Below are 19,647 nucleotides of genomic sequence, written 5' to 3'. Positions count from 1 at the left end.
ACCAAGGAGACACCATGAGCCATACCATGCAGCAATTCCCGATTCCCTGTCCCGACCCGCAGGCGCGCCAGCCGGCCAAGCTCGCGCACATCGTGCTGGCCTCGCGCCATTTCGAGGAAACCATCGACTGGTGGGCCGTCGTGCTGGGCGCGCGCATCATGTTCCGCAACGAGCTGCTGTGCTTTCTGTCGTATGACGAGGAACACCACCGCCTGGCCCTGATCAATACGGCCAATTTCAGTGCGAAGCGGCGCGAAAGCACGGGTCTCGACCACGTGGCGTTCACCTACGCCTCGCTCGACGACCTGCTGCACACCTACGAGCGCCTGAAGAAGATCGATATCGCGCCCGTCTGGTGCATCAACCATGGGCCGACGACGTCGATGTATTTCCGCGACCCGGACGGCGTGCAGGTGGAGCTGCAGGTAGATAACTTCTCCAGCCAGGAAGAACTCGACGTGTGGTTTCACTCGGGGGCCTTTGAAAAGAACGCCATCGGCGTGGAATTCGATCCCGATTACCTGCTGGAGCGTTACCGCCAGGGCGAGGCGGAGCAGGTCTTGCTCGGCGCGGGCAACGTCGTCAGCCGCCGTTTCGTCACGCTGCCATGAGGCTGTGCACCTTTTCCGCGCCAGGCGTCGAGCGCCATGCGGGCGTCGCGCTCGACGGGAACCGCCTGCTCGACATCACGGCCCTGCATGCGGCCGATGCGCGCTTTGCCAGCCTGCTGGCCATCATCGAACACGAGGCGGCCACCTTGCCCGCCATTCGGGCCAGCCTGGGCCGTCTGACCGAGGCGGTCGTCAGCGCGCACATCCGCGCCGTGCATGCCGTGACGCTGGAACTGCCCTTGCAGCCGCCGCAAATCCGCTGTTTCAGCGTCTACGCCCAGCATCTGAAGAATGCCTTCGGCCAGATACTCAAGCGCAGGAAGAATCCATTCATATCGCTGCTGTTGCGCGCCCTGTTCAAGATTCCGCCGTCCTTTTACGCCGCGCCCGCGTATTACAAGGGCGTGCGCCTGAACCTGTCCGGGCCGGGCGACACGATTGCGCCGCCATCGTCCGGCCCCATGCTCGACTACGAGGCGGAACTGGGCGTGGTCATCGGCCTTGGCGGCAAGAATATCGCGGCCGGCCAGGCGATGCGGCATGTGTTCGGCTACCTGATCTTCAATGACTTTTCCGAACGTTCGCAACTGATGAAGGAAATGGGTTCACGGCCCAGCGCGGGACCGGCCAAGGGCAAGGACTTCGATGGCAGCAACAGCCTGGGTGCCTGGCTGGTGACGCGCGACGAGATCGCCGACCCGCACGCGCTGCAGGTGACGGTCAGCGTGAATGGCGAATTGCGGGGCAGCGGCACGACGGCCTCGATGAGCCACAGGATAGAACGCATCGTCGAGTACGCGTCGTGGAACGAGACCTTGCAGGCGGGGGAATTGCTGGCCACGGGCTGCGTGCCCAACTGCGCGGGCATCGAGCAGTGGCGCTTCCTGGCGGCCGGCGACCGGGTCGAGGTGGCCATCGACGGGCTGGGATCGCTGACGAACCTCATTGGCAAACAGGAAGGAGGGCGGTAGGCGCAGGCGTTTCAGGAAGAGTGGCATCCAAAACTATAAATAACGGAGACTTGCATGCAAACGAAACATCTGGCCATCGCGATGGCCGGCGCGCTCGCGCACACCCTGGCCCAGGCGGACAATGGCTTTTTCCAGGTCGGCTATGGCGCCGAGGCGCGCGGCGTCGGCGGCGCGGCGGCGGCCGCCGCGCGCGAAGTGCTGGGCGGCGCCAGCAATCCCGCCACCACCATATGGATCGAGGGGAGCGGCGAACGCCTGGAAGCGGGCATGGCCATCATCCAGGGCAGGACGCGCATGTCGCGCAGCACGTCCGCCGCGCCCCTGCTCGACACGCACACGGACAGCGAGCGGGCTTTCGAACCCGTGGGTGAATTCGCCTACGGCACCTTGATCAGTCCCGCGCTGTCGGCCAGCGTGGTGGCGTATGCGAATGGCGCGTCGACCTTCTTGCCGGCGTCGACCACGGCCTGTCCCGGCACGACGGGCAATGCCATGTGCGGTACGGGCAGGACGGGCGTCAGCATCCGCCAGCTGATCGTCGCGCCCACCGTGTCGGCGAAGGTGGCGCCGGGCGTATCGCTGGGCGCCTCGCTGCTGCTGGTGGGGCAGCTGTTCAAGGCGGAAGGCTTGCAGATGCTGGCCGCCTCGTCGCAGTCGCCGGAGCGGGTCAGCAACCAGGGCACGGCGACGGCCCACGGACTGGGGCTGCGCCTGGGCGCCTACTGGCGCGCCGGCGATCGGCTGGGCCTGGGCGCTTCCTGGTCGCCCCGCGTGCGCATGAGCGAGTTCGGGAAGTACCGGGGCTTGCTGGCCGACGCGGGACGCTTCGACGTGCCGGAAAACTATCTGCTCGGCCTGTCGCTGGCGGCCACGCCGCAGCTGTCGCTGTTGGTCGATTACCAGCGCATCAATTACAAGGGCGTGGCGGCGCTGGCGAACCGGCCTTTTGACGGCGGCAATCCGTTCGGCAGCGCGGGCGGTGCCGGCAACGGCTGGGAAAACATGGATGTCTACAAGGGCGGCGTGCGTTACCAGGCCACGCCGCGCCTGCACCTGTCGGCTGGCATGTCGTACAACACGGCCGCATTCGCCAGCGCCAGCACCTCGGCCAACATCAATTCGCCATCCACGTTCCGCCGCCATTACACACTGGGTGCCGGCTATGCGGGCGGCGGCGCGCAGTGGTCCGCGTATTACCTGTATGCGCCGCAGGACGCGCGCAGCGGTCCCTCCGCGCTGGCCACCGCCATGGGCTTCGCCGGCCGGGAAAGCATCGGCACGCGCCAGCAGATCATCGGCCTGCAATACAGCCAAGGCTATTGATTATCCCTCTTGACCTTCCATTGACCACCTTGAAAATCCGGATCCCATGAACGCTCGCATCACACCACAAGCCGAGGCCCAGCCCACGTCCCTCGATGACCGCTTCCTGCTGGAAAAGGGGCAAGTCTATCTGACCGGTAACCAGGCGCTGGTGCGCATCGCGCTGGACCAGCGCCGCCTCGACGCCGCCCGGGGCAAGAACACGGCCGGCTTCATTTCCGGCTACCGCGGCTCGCCGTTGGGCCGCTTCGACATGGAGCTGTGGCGCGTCGCGCCCGTCCTGAAGGCGGCGAATATCCACTTCCAGCCCGGCGTGAATGAAGACCTGGCTGCCACGGCCGTCTGGGGCAGCCAGTTCGTCGGCAGTTTTCCCGGCGCCAGGGTCGACGGCGTGTTCGGCATCTGGTATGGCAAGAGCCCCGGCGTGGACCGCGCCGGCGATCCGCTCAAGCATGGCAACCTGGCCGGCACCTCGCCGCTGGGCGGCGTGCTGGTGCTGGCGGGCGACGACCATAGCGCGAAGTCGTCCACCACGGCGCACCAGTCGGACTTTGCGCTGATCGCGGCCGGCATTCCCGTGCTGTATCCGGCGAACGTGCAGGATATCCTCGATTTCAGCCTGCGCGGCATTGAAATGTCGCGACAGACGGGGTGCTGGGTGGGCATCAAGCTGGTGACCGATGTGGTGGAATCGGCGGCGGAAGTGACGGTGGGCCAGCTGGCGCCGCTGTCCCAGCCCGCGCCGGCCGCGGCCACGCCGGGCACTTCCCTGCACATCCGCCCATTCGAAATGGCGCCTGCGGCGGAAGAGCGGCTGTACGTGCATAAGCTGCCGGCCGTCGTGGCGTTTGCCCGGATGGCGGGCCTGAACCAGCTCGTGTGGCCGGCCCAGCAGGCGCGCGTGGGCATCATCACGGCCGGCAAGTCGTATGCCGACACCATGCAGGCGCTCGCGCGCCTGGGCGTCACCGCGGACGGGCCTTCCGGGCAGCGCCTGCGCCTGCTGAAGATCGGTATGGTGTGGCCGCTGGAAGACCAGATCGTGCGCGACTTTGCGCAAGGGCTGGAAACCATACTGGTGGTCGAGGAAAAGCGCCCGCTGCTCGAAGCCCAGCTCAAATCGATCCTGTTCGACGCGCGCCTGTCGCCGCCGCCCCTGGTGCGGGGGAAATTCGACGGTGCGCCGGAATGGTCGGACTTGCGGGGACGGCCGGAATTGCCCATCTGCTACGAACTCAACACGGGGCAGATCAGCGCCGCCATCGCGAAACTGCTGGGGATGGCCGTGACGGCCGGGAGCGCGCCCGCCTGCCAGGCGCCGGCCGGCGCCGTGCCGCTGCGCAAGCCGAGTTTTTGCGCCGGCTGTCCGCACAATATCTCGACCCGGCTGCCGCAGGAAAGCCGGGCGCTGGCGGGCATCGGCTGCCATACCATCGCCATGCTGAACGACCCCCTGAAAACCAATACGGTATCGCACATGGGCGGCGAGGGCGTGATGTGGATGGGACAGGCGCCGTTCACGGACGAGGAACATGTGTTTGCCAACATGGGTGACGGCACGTATTTCCACTCCGGCTATCTGGCGATTCGCCAGGCCGTGGCGGCCAACTTGCGGATGACCTACAAATTGCTGTTCAACGGCTTCGTTTCGATGACGGGAGGCCAGCCCATCGATGGCGACATCAGCGTCGACAAGGCGGTGGCGCAGCTGCAGGCCGAAGGCGTGCGCAAGATCGTCATCGTCACGGACGACGTGGCCGCGTATGCGCAGCGCCGCCAGGCGCTGAACGTGCCCATATGGGACCGCACTGCGATGGAACGCGTGCAGCAGGAGCTGCGCGCCTATCCCGGCTTGTCCGTGCTGATCTACGACCAGGCCTGCGCGACGGAAAAGCGCCGCCTGCGCAAGCGCGGCCAGCTGCCCGATCCCCAGGTGCTCACCTATATCGACCCGGACGTGTGCGAAGGCTGCGGCGACTGCGGCGAACAGTCGGGCTGCCTGGCGATCGAACCGCTGGATACGCCGCTGGGGCGCAAGCGCAAGATCAATCAATCGTCGTGCAACAAGGATCTGTCGTGCGTGCAGGGTTTTTGCCCCAGCTTCGTCACCCTGCACGGCGCGACCTTGCGCAAGGCGGGTGGCGCGGCGGCGCTGGCGATTCCACCGCTGCCGGGCCCCGTCATCGCCGACCGCTTCGAGCCGGTGTCGCTGCTCGTCGCGGGCATCGGCGGCACGGGCGTCGTGACGATCGGCGCCGTGCTGACGATGGCGGCCCACCTGGATGGTAAGGCGGGCAGTTCGCTGGACTTGACGGGCATTTCGCAGAAATACGGCGCGGTGGCGTCGCACATCCGCCTGGCGCCCACCGCCGGCGAGCTGCATGCGGCGCGCATCGGCGAGCATGAAGCCGATGTGCTGCTGGGCTGCGACCTGATCGTGGCAGCCGGCGTCGAGGCCATGTCGCGCCTGCGTCCGGGCGTGGCCAGGGCCATCGTGAATACGGAAGTGGTGCCGACCAGCGATTTTACGCGCCAGCCCGACTGGTCCGCCGATGCGGACAGCCTGGCGCAAGGCATGCGTAGCGTGCTGGGCGAGCGTGCGCATTTCGTCGATGCCTCGGCGCTGGCACAGGCGCTGCTGGGCGACGCCATCCTGTCGAACATGCTTTTGCTGGGGTGTGCCTGGCAACAGGGCTTGCTGCCCGTGAAGCTGGACGCGATGCGCCGGGCGATAGAATTGAACGGCGTGGCCGTCAAGGTCAACTTGCGCGCGTTCGACGTGGGCCGCTGGCTGATCCACGACCCGGCCGCCGTGCGGCGGCAAGTGCTGCCGGCCCAACAAGTCCATTTCGCGCGGGTCCAGCAACTGAGCTTGCCCGCGCTGATCGAAGACCGTTGCGCCAGGCTGCAGGCGTACCAGGATGCCGGGCTGGCCGCAGCCTATCGCGAGCGGATGCAGGGCTTGCGCGCAGCACTGGGCCAGGAACCGGCGTCGGAACAGATCCTGCGCCAGGCCGCCACGCAGTATTTTCGCGTGCTGGCCGTCAAGGACGAATTCGAGGTGGCGCGATTGTACAGCCGCAAGGAGTTCCGCCAGTCGCTGGCCGGCAGTTTCGAGGGCGACTTCCTGGTCCGCTTCCACCTGGCGGGCGGGCCGTTCGGCAAGACGGATGCGGCCACGGGACAGGCGCGCAAGACAGCCGTGGGCGCCTGGGTGTTGCCCGCCTTCCGTTTGCTGGCCAGCTTGCGTTTCCTGCGCGGCGGGAAGCTCGACCCGTTTGCGCGCGGCGCGGAAGCGGCCTTGAACCGGCGCGTCCGCAGCCTGTATGAAGACGACCTGGCGCGCATCGCGCAAGGGCGGGATAGCGGCGGGCAGATGCTGGAACTGGCTTCCTGGCCCGAGGGCATACGCGGTTACGGTCATGTGCGCGCACGCCTGGCCGACGGTGCGCTGGCCAGGCGCGCCGGCATTGCGGTATGCTCCCCGCTGACAGCTGTTCAGCCTACCTTGTAACGGACTCATGATGCCAATTTCCCTGCCTTCCTTGACTTCCCTCGCCAGCGTCGGCGACTTGCTGGCCCTTGAGGCTGCCCGCGATTTGCCGCTCGATGGCGTCGCCAATACCTATGACTTGCTGCGGCGGGGCGCGGCGCTTGCTCCCGATGCGCCGGCGCTGTCCTTTTTCATGCGCGCGCAGGACTATGCGCAACCGCATGTCTGGAGCCATGCCGAGAACCTGGGGCAGATCACGCGCGCGGCCAATATGTTCCGCAAGCTGGGCCTGGAGCGGGGTGCGCTGGTCGCCTTCATCCTGCCGAATCTGCCGGAAACCCACTGGACGATCTGGGGCGGAGAAACGGCCGGCATCGTGATGGCGATCAATCCCATGCTGGAAGCCGGCACCATCGGGCAACTGCTGCAGGCCGCGCAGCCGCGGCTGGTGGTGACCGTGGCACCGGCCAGCGGCCAGGATCTGTGGGACAAGGTGGCGCAAGCCGTTGCCGGCATCGCCAGCCTGCAAGCCATCGTGGCCGTGTCGACCGAGCATTATGGGACGGCGGCGCAGGACGCGGGCGAGGCCACGCCGCTGCTGGTCGACTTGCCCGTGCACGATTTCCACAGCCTGCTGATGCGCGAAAGCGCGCGGCAGCTCGATTTCGCCGCACCGGCACTGGATGATGTCGCTTCCTGCTTCTGCACGGGCGGCACGACCGGCATGCCGAAGATCGCCGTGCGCACCCATCTGACGGAAGTGGCCAATGCGCTGCAGGTGACGGCCGTGATCGGCGACGCGCTGATGGGCCCGGGCGACACCATGTTTTGCGGCTTGCCCCTGTTTCACGTGAATGCGCAGCTGGTGACGGGCTTGTCGAGCTGGAGCCACGGCGGCCACGTGCTGCTGGCCACGCCGCAAGGCTACCGCGCGCCGCAGCTCATTTCCCTGTTCTGGGAAATCGTCGCGCACCACCGGGTGGTGGCATTTTCGGGCGTGCCGACGATTTATGCGGCGCTGCTGCAGGCGCCCAGCGCGGGACTGGATTTGTCTTGCGTCAAACTCGGCATCTGCGGCGCGGCGCCCATGCCGCAGGAGCTGTTCAAGCGCTTCATGGACACCTTCGGCATCCGCATTGGTGAAGGCTATGGCTTGACGGAAGGCGGTTGCGTATCGACCCTGAACATCCCGGGCGGCGACTACCGCTATGGCTCGATCGGCCTGCGCCTGCCGTGGCAGGGCGTGCGCATCGCCATCCTCGATGCGCATGGCGGCCATGTGCGCGACGCGGCGGCGGACGAAGTAGGCGCCTTGCTGATCCGCGGCCCGAATCTGTTCAAGGGCTACCTCGATCCCGTGCACAACCGGGGCATCTGGGTGACGTGCCCGGACGGGGAGGGCATGCAGCAGGACTGGTTCAACACGGGCGATCTGGGCCGCATGGAGGCGGATGGCCATGTCTGGCTGGCTGGCCGGACCAAGGAATTGATCATCCGCGGCGGCCACAATATCGATCCGAAGTGGATCGAAGAGCCGTTGTGCCGCCATCCGGCGGTGGCGCTGGCCGCCGCCGTGGGACGGCCCGATGCCTATGCGGGCGAGCTGCCCGTCGCGTATGTTCAGCTGCACCCGGGCGCGACGGCTACGCCGGAGCAGCTGCAGCAATTTGCGCTGGAGCATATACCGGAACGGGCTGCATTGCCCAAGACTATCCATATCATGGCGGCATTGCCGACCACGACGGTGGGGAAGATCTTCAAGCCCGACTTGCTGCGGCGCGAAATATTGTCCGTCGTGCAGGCGGAGGCCAGCGCCCTGCAGCTCGAACTGCTGACGCTGGAAGCGCGCGCCGATGAGCGGCATGGCACCGTCATCGAATGGAGCGCGGCGGGCGACACGACGGCGTTCCAGGCCGCGCTGGCGCGCTACACCTTCCAGCACCGGTCACGGGCGCTCTAGAATAGGCGAAAGCGGACGTACACGGCGATCCGGGATAAAACGAAGACGGTGTTTCTACAGGGAAGTCCTTTCGGAATCAGTATTGTAGAGCGATAAGCTCCGGTCCAATATCGCGGCTCACCTTTCGGTACATCTAACATCACCAAAAAGGTGGTTTGCTACGTATTAATGACCAAACCGTGTTGAGCACTGCCTTGTTCGTGCTCCGAGCTTGGCTTATTTGCCTACTGCGCGAGCTCGGGTGTAGGCGCGGCATGCCCTGCTGGCGGCGGCTATAGGAACGTATATCAGCCAGGATCCGGCAGGGGCGTTGCATCGGTGAATTCATCGTCATAATGTCGATGAATGATCGCAGTAAAGGCAGGCTTTCACTTGGACGTACGTTGATCTGCATAGCGATAATGCTCACATAGCCACGTGAGTGTTCCTTATGGCCACAGTGAGTCTCTTCAAATACCTGGGTTGGCTTGGCCACCATCGTCGACGTGATCGCTGCCGTCAAGCCACGCCCATCTGTCCGCAACGTTCACTGCCCCAAACTGCTCATACGCGTGACGGCGGGATGCGTCCCCGTAGTGTCGATGCGATCTTGGACGATAATCGGGATATCCTGGGGCGCATCAAATTGGCTTATGGCGGCGATGCGAATGCCTTTGCCAAGGAAATGCTTCCGGTCATCAGGAAGTACATCGCTTACGTGAACGTATTGTCAGCGACGCAGGACAGTTTTTTTGCTCGCCCTGGAGGGCTAGCACGCCTGGGACTGGAGACGGCGTTCTTTGCATTACAAGCGACCGATTCGCAGATTTTTGCTGGCAGAGCGACGATTTCTACTCGTCGACAGTTGGAGCCACGCTGGCGCTTTGGCACCTTCGTCGCGGGCCTATGTGCATACCTCTACCGCGCCTTGGACACTGTCGTCGTGAGTGATGCGCATGGAACGGTGTGGCAGCCATACCTGACACCCCTCGAAGACTGGATCCACAAACACGAGGTTGGTAGTCTGTTCGTCAGGTGGAGTGAGGCCAGGCAGGAGTGCCGCTCCCTGTCGCTGTTTGCGTTGCCGATGATCCTGCCGATCGGCACGTTGGCCTACCTGACACACGACGGCTCAATGATCGCCGCCCACATGCTCGCAGCGATCAGCGGTGAGGTGAGGTATCACGATCATAATGTCATTGATCATCTCGTGAATCGAGCATCGACTTTGGTGATACACCGCGACTTGCGCGATGCAGATGCGCCGGCAGGTAGAGCGCGGGCGAGAGCCTATCTTGCGAGGTTTCTCCTGAACGCGATGCGCGAGTTGGTGCAGTCTCATCAGGGATGGGTGCCCAATTCGGATCGGTCCCGCATGTGGCTTGGGCGGGATGGTTTGTTTCTGGTGTGGCCGAATGGTATCAGCGACGTACTCACCTTGCTGCAAGATGAGGGATTGTATGGCTTGCCGGCCTCGCCAGCAGATGCCATGGAAATTTTGAGTGATGCCGGGATCATCCTGCCAATGAGTTCGGACGAGAGTGTTTGGTCTATCCGGCCACCAGGTACCCCTGAACCCTTGGAGGCGTTGAAGTTGGTAACGCCAGGTTGTGTCCTTGCTGTCTTACACCCGCCACCAGTGGCGCTGGATAGTGATATTGCTTTCAATGGCACTCGTGCGGCGGGGCAAACCAGGGAGCGCGACTCCAAGCTTCGGCAGGCGGGGACGACACCATCCCAGGCTCAGGAAGGGTGTGCTGGACCAGAGGCGCCGCCGGATGCTAGCGATCGTCAGTTGTCGCTGCCAACCATCCCACCTATCCCTGCAGTGGAGGGGAGTGCCGGTATCGAACCACGTACCGATGGCCGCCAAGGAAAGCTGAAGAAAGTCAACGATACCAAGCCAAGCCAGCCAGCAACGGCAACATACGCGTTACGCGCGCCGATTCGATTGAATCCAGGTGTTGCCAAGATACTGCAAGCGATCGTGCAGACTCTCAATGATACGACCTTGCCTCCGGCATGCTATCCCATGGTGTCAGGCCTGTTTGTGCCCCTGGACGCCTTCGTGGCGCGACAGGCGGATGGGAAGATGGCGCTACGCGCCCTTGCCGATGCCAACATGCTGGTCACAGGGCCAGCAGGAACCGAGCCTGTTGAGTATCACAACCTGCATGGCAAGCAACTGGTAGGAATGGTCATCGCTCTCCAATTCATCGAGGGCTTGGATGGAGCAGGGGAGACTTCAATCAATTCGAACGCAGGTTGATCATGTTGCTGCGACAGTATGAAATGCCATGGCGTAGTCCCGTTGAGGGGGCCGCCGCCCTGGCATGGATTCTCGCCGCCGCCATTTTTTACTCTCTAATACCTGATCATTTACCACCGCGTGCGGGCGTTCCGCTCATTTTTGTTTCACTTCTCATTGCCTTGATTCGCTGCCAGCAAGCCCTGCGTATTGTGCGTATTCGTGCCGCGTTGTCTGGCCGCGCCATGGAAATGGTTCCAATTTCCCGGCTCGCCAGATGGACAGGCGATCCAGAACAGGTCGTATTCGGCCTGGGCTTTATCTGGTTGCCACTGCACTCGCAGCGGCTTTATGAGCTGATCAAGATCGATTATCGCGCGATGACCATTTCTCCCTGGTTCATACGCGCTCTGGGGTACCAGCCCAATCCACAATCCGACGCAGAGATTGGCTTGCCCTGGATTCATGGCGTCGAGTCGGAAGAGCGCTTGTTGATACGTCCGCTGCAGAACTTTGAAGGGGGAACCTTGGTGGTCGGAACCACGCAGTCCGGCAAAGGGGTATGCCTTGGCTGGTTGATTTTTCAAGCCATCCGACGTGGTGATGTCGTCATTATTATTGATCCGAAAAACTCACGTCGCCTCAAGCGATTGGTCATGAAGGCGTGTCAAATGTATCGGGAGCCAGATAGTTTTCTTTGGTTTCATCCTGCTTTTCCGGAAACGGGTGTGCGTCTTGACTTCACGTTCAACTGGCAAAAGCCGACTGAAGTCGCTTCGCGGATTCAGTCAATCATGCCACCGGACACAGCTGGAACGTTCAGCGCATTTGGTTGGGATGCGGTGAATGTGGTCGTGCAAGGGATGGTGCAACTGGAGAAGCGCCCGAACTTGGAAAAACTAAAGCAGTATATTGAGGGAGGCGTCGAACCCATCCTGGAACAGGCGTTCCAGCGTTTTTACGAACAGCTTCTTGGCATGCAGTGGCGTAGCACACCCGAGATGGTGCGCTTGCTTGATAAAGCGCGGAGAGGCCAGATCAAGTCGCCAACGCCAGCCGCGAGCCAGGAGCTGTTGGCGTACGTGACTTACTACGATCATCATGTGCATGAAGCTCGGCGTGATCCGGTGGTCAGTTCACAGGTCCGGGTATTTCAGCATAACCGCGAACACTATCAGAAAATAACCGCCAATCTTTTACCGATCTTGTCCATGCTGACCTCCGGAGATCTGGGCAAAAGCCTGTCGCCGGATCCGTTTGATGCCGATGACCAGCGCCCGATCATGAATCTGGAAAAGATCGAGCGCGCGGGACATGTACTGCTGCTGTGTCTGGACTCATTACCGGATCCTTCCGTTGCCACGGCTATCGGCGCCATGGCGCTGGCCGACCTGGCGGCCCGCTCCGGTATTCGCTACAACCTGGGAGGAGAGCGGCGCATCGCCCTGTTTGTAGATGAGCTATCCAACGTGATTAATCAGCCGTTGATCGAGATATTGAACAAAGGTGCCGAGGGCGGGCTGTACACCACGGCCGCCATGCAGACGATTGCCGATCTGGCCAAACGCCTTGGCAGCCAGGAGGCGGCACGCATGGCATTGGGGAACCTGAATAACCTCATCGCCTTCCGGACCAAGGATCAGCCCACTCAGGAGTTCATCAATGAAACACTGGGGCAGACCACCATCCATAACATGAAAGTAGGGCATAACACGGCCAGAGACGGCCATTTCACGGATTTTACGGCTGTCGATTCGACCCAATTGAGCGAGGAGGTCAACGAATTAGTGCCGCCATCGCTTCTGGGTAAATTACCCAATTTGCAGTTCTTCGCTTCCGTTTCTGGTGGACATGTCTACAAGGGGCGGTTTACGCTGGTCGACCCAGGCGCGGACGATGCCTGTTTTGAAGACAAGGATTCGGGGGAGACATGCTGATTCGGTTGACGGCTATCGTCTCGCTGAGCGTACTGCTAATTCTGGTGCTGTACCTGCCCTCAGCCTTTCCACCGCAGCGATTTGTCGCGCAGATTCGCGCGGAGCATATCGCCAGTGCGGATTGCTGGGGTAATCCATATGCAGGGCGCGTGCTGGGTCGATTGTTTGAGTATCAAGCTGCATTGGCCGCTCAACCGGCATCGATTCACGTCCAGGATGTGCAGGTGAACCCAGTAGCACAACCTATCGCCAATAGCCTTGGGCGGGTACGCTCACAGCTGTTCCAGAGCAGCTATTTTCGCTCACTCGATACGCTGACCATGCTGGCGCTGTACAGACTAGCAGGCATTGTACAGTGGTGGGCGACGTTTGCGGTGCTGATGATGGCCTTCATCGTGGATGCGATGGTGCGCCGGCGAATTAAACGCCTGGGCTTCGCCAGGCCGCACCCGGAGTGGTTTGCGGCAGCGATGGGAGTAGCGATCTTGCTCGTTTGTCTGTTGGCAGTAGCGTGTGTGCTGCCTGTTCAACTGTCTCCGCTTCTGTTGCCTGCGATGTTGGGTGGGGTGGCGTGGCTGGCAGGGCGAATAGTGGTGCACTATGCGTGAGCGGACAGGTAACGGCCTCGCAGCTCTCGCTATTCACCGACCGGGGCGCGAGTTAATCCAAATAGGCCTTAAAAAGCGCGACTTTTTGGACAAACATTGGTGTTGCGATGCGCTAGCATGATGTCGTACGCAGTCATTTTTGATTTCGAGTCGCCATGAATACTGAATTTCGTTCGATGCCGCCCTCATCTTCCGCTCAAACGGCCGCTACGCATCGTTCTGCGGCCTCATCCTCGCGGTGTGACGAAACGATCGGTACGTTGGTATGGATGGAGGAATTTCATCAACTCGACCGGTTGTTCAACCATCAGCACAATTGTTCGCCGAAATTGCGGTATCCCGATCTGATTAGTGCTTGTATTGCAAGAGTATTTGTACAACCGGAACCGGCGAAGCATATTTTTTCGTTTTTGCATACACGGATGGTGTTGCGCGACCAATGCATGCCGCGTCGACAAGAGGAAATCTGGCGCGCACAGTATGTATTGTTGCTGGCGCTGCAGAAGTCAGAAATGAATCGGCATCCCTATCCCCGATTCGACCTGGGACAGTTTACGACCGCGTGCATCGCCCTGGCCTTGCAGGAAGAGGGGGCGCAAGGGAAAATATTTGAACAGGCCCGGCGCAATATCGCCGAGCGGGCAGTATCGCACCTGCCATAAGAGGCAGATCGCAAGGCATATCGCAAACGGATATGCGACCCGAAGTGACCTTGCCAGGCTGATGCCAGGCTTACCCGATGTGCACCCTCGATGGTCTGGCGCCTGCGCGCGCCGGGTAGATCAACGCTTTCGGGTTTATGCCTGCTTCCTGCCATGGAACGACATCTTTCATGCATCATTGCGATCCTCATTGTTTGTCCGGGTCCTGCCTGGGCTTGCTGGGAACAGGCCGCCGTGCGCCACCATGTTCCGGCACCGCTGCTCTATGCGATCGCTCAAGCGGAATCGTCACTGGATCCGAACGCAGTCAATCGCCGCCATCTGCGCCAAACCGGTACCGTGGATATCGGCTATATGGGTGTCAATTCTGATCCACGGGTCTTACGCAATTTGGGGGTGACTGAGCTAGAACTGCATGAACCCTGTAAAAACATTCATGCTGGTTCCCGAATTCTCGTGGAAAAGCTGCAAAGGTTCGGCAATACCTGGGAGGCGATCGGTGCATACAACGCCTCGTGTACCAAACTGAATGCGGCCCAATGCCAGGCTACGCGCACCCGCTATGCGTGGCGCGTATACGGCTTTCTCACCCATACCAAGCCGCCGGCAATGCGCCGCGCTACGCCGCACGGTAAGTACCGGACGCAGAAAAATGTGCGCGCTGAATCGGTCGTCCCAACGCAGCCTGTGCTGGTGGCAGTGGGGCTGACATGAGACGCGCTATTGCTCAGGCCACACTAGCCGCCACAGGAATGGCTGCCGCCAGCTTGCTGATGGCCTCTTGCGAAAATGTGCATACCCAGCCACAACCTGCAGGCCTGTCTTCCCGCGCAGCCGTGCCTGGGTCGCACATGCAGCACATCACTCAGCTTCACTACGGCAGACAGGCACGCTATGGCCTGTGTATCGATCCAGCTTGTCCTACGCGCACGCCCAAGACGCTGGCAAGACGGGATGCGCACATTGAAGAGGTGCCGCAAGCCCCGATCGCGGCAGCCAGCACTCAGCGGACAATGGCTGGGACACCCGTGGGAACCGGTGCAGCGAACGAACATGATTTGCCCGATGTCACCGAACTTGCGGTGTACTTTGCGCCGGGCTCTTCCCGCCTCGATAGAACGGCCCAACACGTTCTGCAGCAATTTCTCACGCTGGTGCAGCCAGCGTCCCATATTCGTATCGCTGGCATAACAGACAACACCGGAACGCCGGCCCTGAACGATGCCATCGCACACCAGCGCGCGGCCAGGGTCGAGCGCTATCTGCGCCGCCATCTGCACGTTCCTGCAGTTCAACTTGAGGTGGGAAGCAGCGGCGCTTGCTGTTACGCCGCCGCCAATGCGACTGAAACGGGGCGCCAGAACAACCGGAGGGTGGAGCTCAGCCTCACCGCCGACGCACCTCGGCAGGTGCAGAGATGAGAACCCCAACTCACCTGATCAACCTGACTTCGGCACGGGGAGCGTGCCGGCCGGGCAAGATCGCGTGGCAATGCCCCGTCCGTGGTCCCCCTACGCCGTCATGCCGCATCACCTCGCCGCCCGCACAGACAGTTTTAGGCAATTTTCTTCACGATTACGATTGGAATGCACATGAACACCCTGCAATACATCACCGTTCTCCCCTTCAAACAACATGGCAAGCGGCCGCTTGGCCTGCGCGTCTCCACTGCGGCCAAGGTCCTGGCACTGCTGACCCTGATCACCCTGGGCCTGCTCGCCGCCATTCCCGCCACCGCCATCGACCTCGTCGCGTTCACCGGCATCACCGGCCCGCTGACGTCCGCACTGACGCAACTGGCCGCACTGGCCCCCGGCGTTAAAGCACTGGTCGGTTTCATCGGCTTCGTGGTGGCCCTGATCTCGCTAACCGCCCTGCGTAATTTCAGCCCAGTGCTGTTCTACATCGGCATGGCGATTTTCGGCGCGGTCGGGCTGATCATCGGCGGCTCCATCATGGGCGCCACGATCTGAACCAAGCCAACCGATACGCTGCACATCGACGAAAGGAGGACGCCATGCAAGCCGATACCTATATTCCGCGACGGCTGGACGACCAATGGAAGATTGGCCTATGGGACTTTGATGTCGCCTTTCCTGTCCTCCTTTCGATCTTTGTCGGCTATCTGGCCAGCAGCAAACTCGGATTTTTCCTCGCGGTCTGCGCCGGCGTCGCCGTGTCGCGCTGGCTCAGTCGCAAAAAAGCGGACAAGCATCCGGCCTTTGTCCTGCACTGGGCGTACTGGTACCTGCCTGTCAGCCCGCTGACGTCCATGCGCTCGACCCCGCCTTCGCATATCCGCAAGATGGTCGGGTAGGACCAAGGAGAGCACCGTGAAACTGGAAACCTATCAGGATGACCTGGCCGCCCTGCGGCGCCGCGTATTTGACCAGCGCCTGGCCATTGGCATCCTGTCTGTTTGCCTGATGCTGGCGTTGACCATCGTTGTCCGCATCGTGGGCACGGAGCGCACTGTCATTGTACCGCCGGCCATCAATAAAACATTCTGGATCGAGGACGGCAAGGCCAGCAACGACTATCTGGTGCAGATGTCCGGCTATATCGCCTACCTGATGCTGGACGTCACGCCGAAGTCGATCGAATGGAAGAAGGACATGCTGCTCAGCTGGTGCCTGCCGGAGAACGCCGGCAGCATCAAGACGCGTCAGGATCTGGAGGCTGCAAGACTGAAGAAGCTCAATGCCAGCACCTACTTCCAGATGCAGCAACTTGTGCCGGACGAAGAAACGCAATCGGTCACGATGACCGGCTACCTCAAAACCCAGGTGAACGGGGCCAATACCTCTGACAACCTCAAGACCTACCGTGCGGACTTCGTCTTCCGTGGCGCACGCGTGCATTTGAAAGATTTTAAGGAGTTGAAAGATGGAAAACCGGATACTGCCAGTGGCGTGGCTGCTGCTGGGGCTCGTTGAGCTCCCCGCTTGGGCCGACCAGACCAGAGAGGTGAGGCACGGCGCCCCCATCGAGGCGGTCATCGCCGCACATGAACCGACGCGCATCCGCATCGAGGGCGGCAAGATCATCGACGTCGTCGGCAACATTTATTCAAGCAGCAACTGTGCGTCCAAACCTGCCGACGCCAGCCTGCCCGTAGCGCCAGGCGCCGGCACGGCCGTCAATCCCGGCGGCCAGCTGTCGCTTGCCTGCGATCTGGCAAAAGGCGAGATCTATATTCAGCCGGTGGGCACTGCTGCCAAGCCGATCAACCTGTTTATTTCTTCCGCTACGGCCACCTACACCTTGCGCCTGAACCGCGCGGAGGTTCCCGCAGACACCATCGTGATCTCGGACAAGTCGGCCAGGCGCCAGGCCAGGGCAGCCAATGCCGTCGGCGCGGCGCCAGCGAGGTCCGCCACATTCATCCGCTCCCTGAAATCGATGCTGATGTTCATGGCTTCCGAGCAGGTGCCCGACGACGTCCGGATGGAAGAGCGCGACGAAGCGCGCCTGCTGTGGGCGGAAGCGGAAATGACGCTCATCCGCCAGTTTGAAGGCCGTGGCCTCATCGGCGAGACCTATGTACTCAGCAATGTCAGCGGCGCGCCGCTGGTGCTCGCAGAACAGGAATTTGACCGCGACGATGGCGATGTCCTGGCCGTCGCCATCGACAACCTTAACTTGCGTCCGAACGAGAGCACGCGGGTTTATGTCATCAGGGCAGGGGAGTGAATCGCCATGCGCATCATGCAAACACTGAAATCCTGCACGGCACGGTTGACGCCCAGGCAGCAGCAGTACCTGGCCGCCGCCGGTATCGTGACAGCCTGCATTGGCGTCTTGTGGGCGGTACTGGCCTATTCCGAGTCCGGCAGCCCCGCCCGGCAGCTTCCCAAGTCGACCGATAAACGTGCCACCGTCAATGTGGATGATGCCAGCATGATGGTGCCGGGCCAGATCTCGCCAGAAGATCAATGGGTCGGCAATGCCGGCAAGAAGCTGGCCCAATATGACAGTGACAAGGAAGCGCAAGACAAAATCAACAGCGATCGCAAGGCTGTCGAAGCAGCCTTGCTCAAGCGTCTGGCGGATCTGGAAGCAAAAACCGCCGCCACGGCAGAACAAGGGCCCCCACCAGCGCCGCCTGCGTCCGTTACGCCGCCAACACCACAGCCACCTGTGGCCGCTCCGTCGCAGTACCCCCCCGGCACGCCACTAGGCGGCAACGCGCCGCCAGGCTCACCCGCCACCGACGCAGCCAGTGGCAACACCGGCGTACTGCGGCCAAACGAGCAACCGGAGACGCCCGCCCCCATGATACGCGTGTCTCTGGGCGCCGCGACAGACTCCAGCGGGAACACCGGGGCCGCCAAGGAGGCCGGGGGCAATGTGGTGAAACCAGTAAACACGCTGGACGACTTCCTCCCAGTCGGCATCCTGCCGGGAGAACTGCTCGGCGGGATTGATGCCCCGACGGGCGGCCAGGCCCAAAGCAATCCGCTGCCGGCACTCATCAAGATTTCAGCCGCCGCCATCTTGCCGAATCAGTTCCGTGCGGACGTCAAGGAATGCTTTGTGGTTGCCTCCGGCTATGGCGACATCAGTTCCGAACGCGCGTACCTGCGCACCGACGTGCTCTCCTGCATCCGCTACGACCGCTCGGTGGTCGAGGTCAAGATCGAGGGCAACATCTTTGGGGAGGATGGCAACCTGGGGCTGCGCGGCACGCTCGTCTCCAAACAGGGGCAGCTGCTGGCCAATGGACTGCGCGCAGGGATCGTCAGCGGCATCGGCCAGGGTTTTGCACAAGGAAACAGCTCATTTACGACTTCGCCGTTTGGCACCCTGTCGACGACGACCGGCGGCACCGGCGACCAGTTCCGCCGTGGCATTGGCAGCGGCATGGGGAGCGCGCTCAACAACCTGGCCAACTATTACATCCGGCTGGCCGAACAGACGTTTCCCGTCATCGAGGTGCATGCGGGCCGCAAAGTGGACGTGGTGCTGACCCGTGGCGTGCGCATTCCCGCGCGGCCCATGTCACGCAGCGACGCGGACCGGCAGGATCAGATCGGACTTGCCGAGCGCACGATGGAGGTTCCCAATGACGAAGCTGACTAGACTGGGCCTCGCCGCACTTGCCTGCGCGGCCACCTTTGTCTCCCACGCCAGTACGGCCGAGGACACACTGCTCGCCGTGCTGAAGCGAACCTATCCCGGCACGGCCTTTGATACGGTCACGGCGACGCCGATCCCCCACGTCTTCGAGGTGTGGATGGGAGAGAACGTCGGCTTTGTCGCCGATACCCGCCCTGACTACATGATTTTTGGACGCCTGGTCGATCTGCGCGCCATGCGCGACCTGACCGCACCGAAACTGCAGCAGCGGAGCAACGCTGCCAGCCCGGCAGCACCGACGGCAGCACCGACGGCAGCGGCGATCGATGTACGCCAATTGCCGTTGGCCGATGCGATCGTCTCCACGCAGGGCAAGGGCGAACGCGTCCTGTATCTCTTCACCGATCCACATTGTCCGTATTGCCGCCAGCTCGAACCGGAACTGGCGAAGATCGACAACCTGCGCATCTACAACTTCATGGTGCCATTCCAGGACCAGGTTTTACCTTTGCGCATCTGGTGTGCTGCCGACCGCCTGGCTGCCTGGCGCAGCGCCGTCAGCGGCACGCTGGACGGGCAGGGCGCACCTGTCCCATGTACCCATCCGCTTGACCGCAACCTGGCCCTGGCCAGCAAGTTGGGCGTGCAGGGCACGCCGACTCTCTTTTTTACTGACGGTGCACGGGAAACCGGCTTTATCAATGCCAGCGCGATCGAGGCCCATCTGGCGCAGGCCGCCTCCAGCCGCCAAGCCAGCAAGAACCCCAAGGAGTAAT

The 19,647-nt window shown here is 62.2% G+C and carries 17 protein-coding genes; all 17 read left to right on the top strand.

What is annotated here, in order from left to right; genetic code table 11:
• Nucleotides 1-14: 14 nt before the first annotated feature.
• The 17 genes from O3298_RS15265 (at nucleotide 15) to O3298_RS15185 (ending at nucleotide 19,646) form a co-directional block, all read left to right on the top strand.
• Nucleotides 15-611 (top strand): VOC family protein, encoded by a 597-nt coding sequence (locus O3298_RS15265; protein WP_289913785.1) that lies wholly within the window; start codon nucleotides 15-17, stop codon nucleotides 609-611.
• Nucleotides 608-1,582 carry a fumarylacetoacetate hydrolase family protein gene (locus O3298_RS15260; RefSeq protein WP_289913784.1) on the top strand — a complete coding sequence of 325 codons (975 nt, stop codon included), beginning with the start codon at nucleotides 608-610 and terminating at the stop codon, nucleotides 1,580-1,582. The genes O3298_RS15265 and O3298_RS15260 overlap by 4 nt, the downstream gene beginning before the upstream one ends.
• Before the next feature lie 54 nt (nucleotides 1,583-1,636).
• A complete protein-coding gene (locus O3298_RS15255; RefSeq protein WP_305059929.1) occupies nucleotides 1,637-2,905 on the top strand; it encodes an OmpP1/FadL family transporter in 1,269 nt (422 codons plus the stop codon).
• Between the two features lie 46 nt (nucleotides 2,906-2,951).
• Nucleotides 2,952-6,419: an indolepyruvate ferredoxin oxidoreductase family protein gene (locus O3298_RS15250; protein WP_289913782.1), complete on the top strand. Its 3,468-nt coding sequence runs from the start codon at nucleotides 2,952-2,954 to the stop codon at nucleotides 6,417-6,419.
• Between the two features lie 7 nt (nucleotides 6,420-6,426).
• Complete coding sequence (locus tag O3298_RS15245; RefSeq protein ID WP_305059928.1) at nucleotides 6,427-8,358, top strand: acyl-CoA synthetase; 1,932 nt, start codon at nucleotides 6,427-6,429, stop codon at nucleotides 8,356-8,358.
• 430 nt (nucleotides 8,359-8,788) lie between these two features.
• The gene (gene mobH / locus O3298_RS15240) at nucleotides 8,789-10,606 is read left to right on the top strand and encodes a MobH family relaxase (protein ID WP_369811589.1); all 1,818 of its coding nucleotides are present in this window, start codon (nucleotides 8,789-8,791) and stop codon (nucleotides 10,604-10,606) included.
• Nucleotides 10,607-10,608: 2 nt separating this feature from the next.
• Nucleotides 10,609-12,522: a conjugative transfer system coupling protein TraD gene (traD, locus tag O3298_RS15235; protein ID WP_289913776.1), complete on the top strand. Its 1,914-nt coding sequence runs from the start codon at nucleotides 10,609-10,611 to the stop codon at nucleotides 12,520-12,522.
• Complete coding sequence (locus tag O3298_RS15230; RefSeq protein WP_289913775.1) at nucleotides 12,516-13,130, top strand: DUF4400 domain-containing protein; 615 nt, start codon at nucleotides 12,516-12,518, stop codon at nucleotides 13,128-13,130. Before traD ends, O3298_RS15230 begins: the two co-directional genes overlap by 7 nt.
• Before the next feature lie 155 nt (nucleotides 13,131-13,285).
• The gene (locus O3298_RS15225; RefSeq protein WP_289913774.1) at nucleotides 13,286-13,792 is read left to right on the top strand and encodes a hypothetical protein; all 507 of its coding nucleotides are present in this window, start codon (nucleotides 13,286-13,288) and stop codon (nucleotides 13,790-13,792) included.
• Nucleotides 13,793-13,945: 153 nt separating this feature from the next.
• The gene (locus O3298_RS15220) at nucleotides 13,946-14,506 is read left to right on the top strand and encodes a lytic transglycosylase domain-containing protein (protein ID WP_305059927.1); all 561 of its coding nucleotides are present in this window, start codon (nucleotides 13,946-13,948) and stop codon (nucleotides 14,504-14,506) included.
• Between the two features lie 137 nt (nucleotides 14,507-14,643).
• Nucleotides 14,644-15,213, top strand: a complete 570-nt coding sequence (locus tag O3298_RS15215) for an OmpA family protein (RefSeq protein WP_305059926.1) — start codon at nucleotides 14,644-14,646, stop codon at nucleotides 15,211-15,213.
• 171 nt (nucleotides 15,214-15,384) lie between these two features.
• Nucleotides 15,385-15,765 (top strand): hypothetical protein, encoded by a 381-nt coding sequence (locus O3298_RS15210; protein ID WP_305059925.1) that lies wholly within the window; start codon nucleotides 15,385-15,387, stop codon nucleotides 15,763-15,765.
• A 44-nt stretch (nucleotides 15,766-15,809) separates the two neighbouring features.
• On the top strand, nucleotides 15,810-16,109 hold the full coding sequence (gene traL / locus O3298_RS15205) for a type IV conjugative transfer system protein TraL (RefSeq protein ID WP_092715502.1): 300 nt from the start codon (nucleotides 15,810-15,812) through the stop codon (nucleotides 16,107-16,109).
• A 16-nt stretch (nucleotides 16,110-16,125) separates the two neighbouring features.
• Nucleotides 16,126-16,728: a type IV conjugative transfer system protein TraE gene (gene traE, locus O3298_RS15200; RefSeq protein WP_305059924.1), complete on the top strand. Its 603-nt coding sequence runs from the start codon at nucleotides 16,126-16,128 to the stop codon at nucleotides 16,726-16,728.
• Nucleotides 16,679-17,485, top strand: a complete 807-nt coding sequence (locus tag O3298_RS15195) for a type-F conjugative transfer system secretin TraK (protein WP_305059923.1) — start codon at nucleotides 16,679-16,681, stop codon at nucleotides 17,483-17,485. The genes traE and O3298_RS15195 overlap by 50 nt, the downstream gene beginning before the upstream one ends.
• Nucleotides 17,486-17,491: 6 nt before the next feature.
• Nucleotides 17,492-18,874, top strand: coding sequence for a TrbI/VirB10 family protein (locus O3298_RS15190; RefSeq protein WP_305059922.1), 1,383 nt, complete (start codon nucleotides 17,492-17,494; stop codon nucleotides 18,872-18,874).
• The gene (locus O3298_RS15185) at nucleotides 18,858-19,646 is read left to right on the top strand and encodes a DsbC family protein (RefSeq protein WP_305059921.1); all 789 of its coding nucleotides are present in this window, start codon (nucleotides 18,858-18,860) and stop codon (nucleotides 19,644-19,646) included. Before O3298_RS15190 ends, O3298_RS15185 begins: the two co-directional genes overlap by 17 nt.
• Nucleotide 19,647 lies beyond the last annotated feature (1 nt).

It is taken from the genome of Janthinobacterium sp. SUN137, assembly GCF_030587265.1.
Classification (GTDB): Bacteria; Pseudomonadota; Gammaproteobacteria; order Burkholderiales; family Burkholderiaceae_D; genus Janthinobacterium; species Janthinobacterium kumbetense.
This window is presented reverse-complemented; position numbering and strand designations above follow the sequence as displayed.

Excerpts from the sequence above, each read along its gene's own strand:
- O3298_RS15265 (WP_289913785.1), top strand. The coding sequence starts at position 15 with ATGAGCCATACCATGCAGCAATTCCCGATTCCCTGTCCCGACCCGCAG.
- O3298_RS15260 (WP_289913784.1), top strand. The coding sequence starts at position 608 with ATGAGGCTGTGCACCTTTTCCGCGCCAGGCGTCGAGCGCCATGCGGGC.
- O3298_RS15255 (WP_305059929.1), top strand. The coding sequence starts at position 1,637 with ATGCAAACGAAACATCTGGCCATCGCGATGGCCGGCGCGCTCGCGCAC.
- O3298_RS15250 (WP_289913782.1), top strand. The coding sequence starts at position 2,952 with ATGAACGCTCGCATCACACCACAAGCCGAGGCCCAGCCCACGTCCCTC.
- O3298_RS15245 (WP_305059928.1), top strand. The coding sequence starts at position 6,427 with ATGATGCCAATTTCCCTGCCTTCCTTGACTTCCCTCGCCAGCGTCGGC.
- mobH (WP_369811589.1), top strand. The coding sequence starts at position 8,789 with ATGGCCACAGTGAGTCTCTTCAAATACCTGGGTTGGCTTGGCCACCAT.
- traD (WP_289913776.1), top strand. The coding sequence starts at position 10,609 with ATGTTGCTGCGACAGTATGAAATGCCATGGCGTAGTCCCGTTGAGGGG.
- O3298_RS15230 (WP_289913775.1), top strand. The coding sequence starts at position 12,516 with ATGCTGATTCGGTTGACGGCTATCGTCTCGCTGAGCGTACTGCTAATT.
- O3298_RS15225 (WP_289913774.1), top strand. The coding sequence starts at position 13,286 with ATGAATACTGAATTTCGTTCGATGCCGCCCTCATCTTCCGCTCAAACG.
- O3298_RS15220 (WP_305059927.1), top strand. The coding sequence starts at position 13,946 with ATGGAACGACATCTTTCATGCATCATTGCGATCCTCATTGTTTGTCCG.
- O3298_RS15215 (WP_305059926.1), top strand. The coding sequence starts at position 14,644 with ATGCAGCACATCACTCAGCTTCACTACGGCAGACAGGCACGCTATGGC.
- O3298_RS15210 (WP_305059925.1), top strand. The coding sequence starts at position 15,385 with ATGAACACCCTGCAATACATCACCGTTCTCCCCTTCAAACAACATGGC.
- traL (WP_092715502.1), top strand. The coding sequence starts at position 15,810 with ATGCAAGCCGATACCTATATTCCGCGACGGCTGGACGACCAATGGAAG.
- O3298_RS15195 (WP_305059923.1), top strand. The coding sequence starts at position 16,679 with ATGGAAAACCGGATACTGCCAGTGGCGTGGCTGCTGCTGGGGCTCGTT.
- O3298_RS15190 (WP_305059922.1), top strand. The coding sequence starts at position 17,492 with ATGCGCATCATGCAAACACTGAAATCCTGCACGGCACGGTTGACGCCC.
- O3298_RS15185 (WP_305059921.1), top strand. The coding sequence starts at position 18,858 with ATGACGAAGCTGACTAGACTGGGCCTCGCCGCACTTGCCTGCGCGGCC.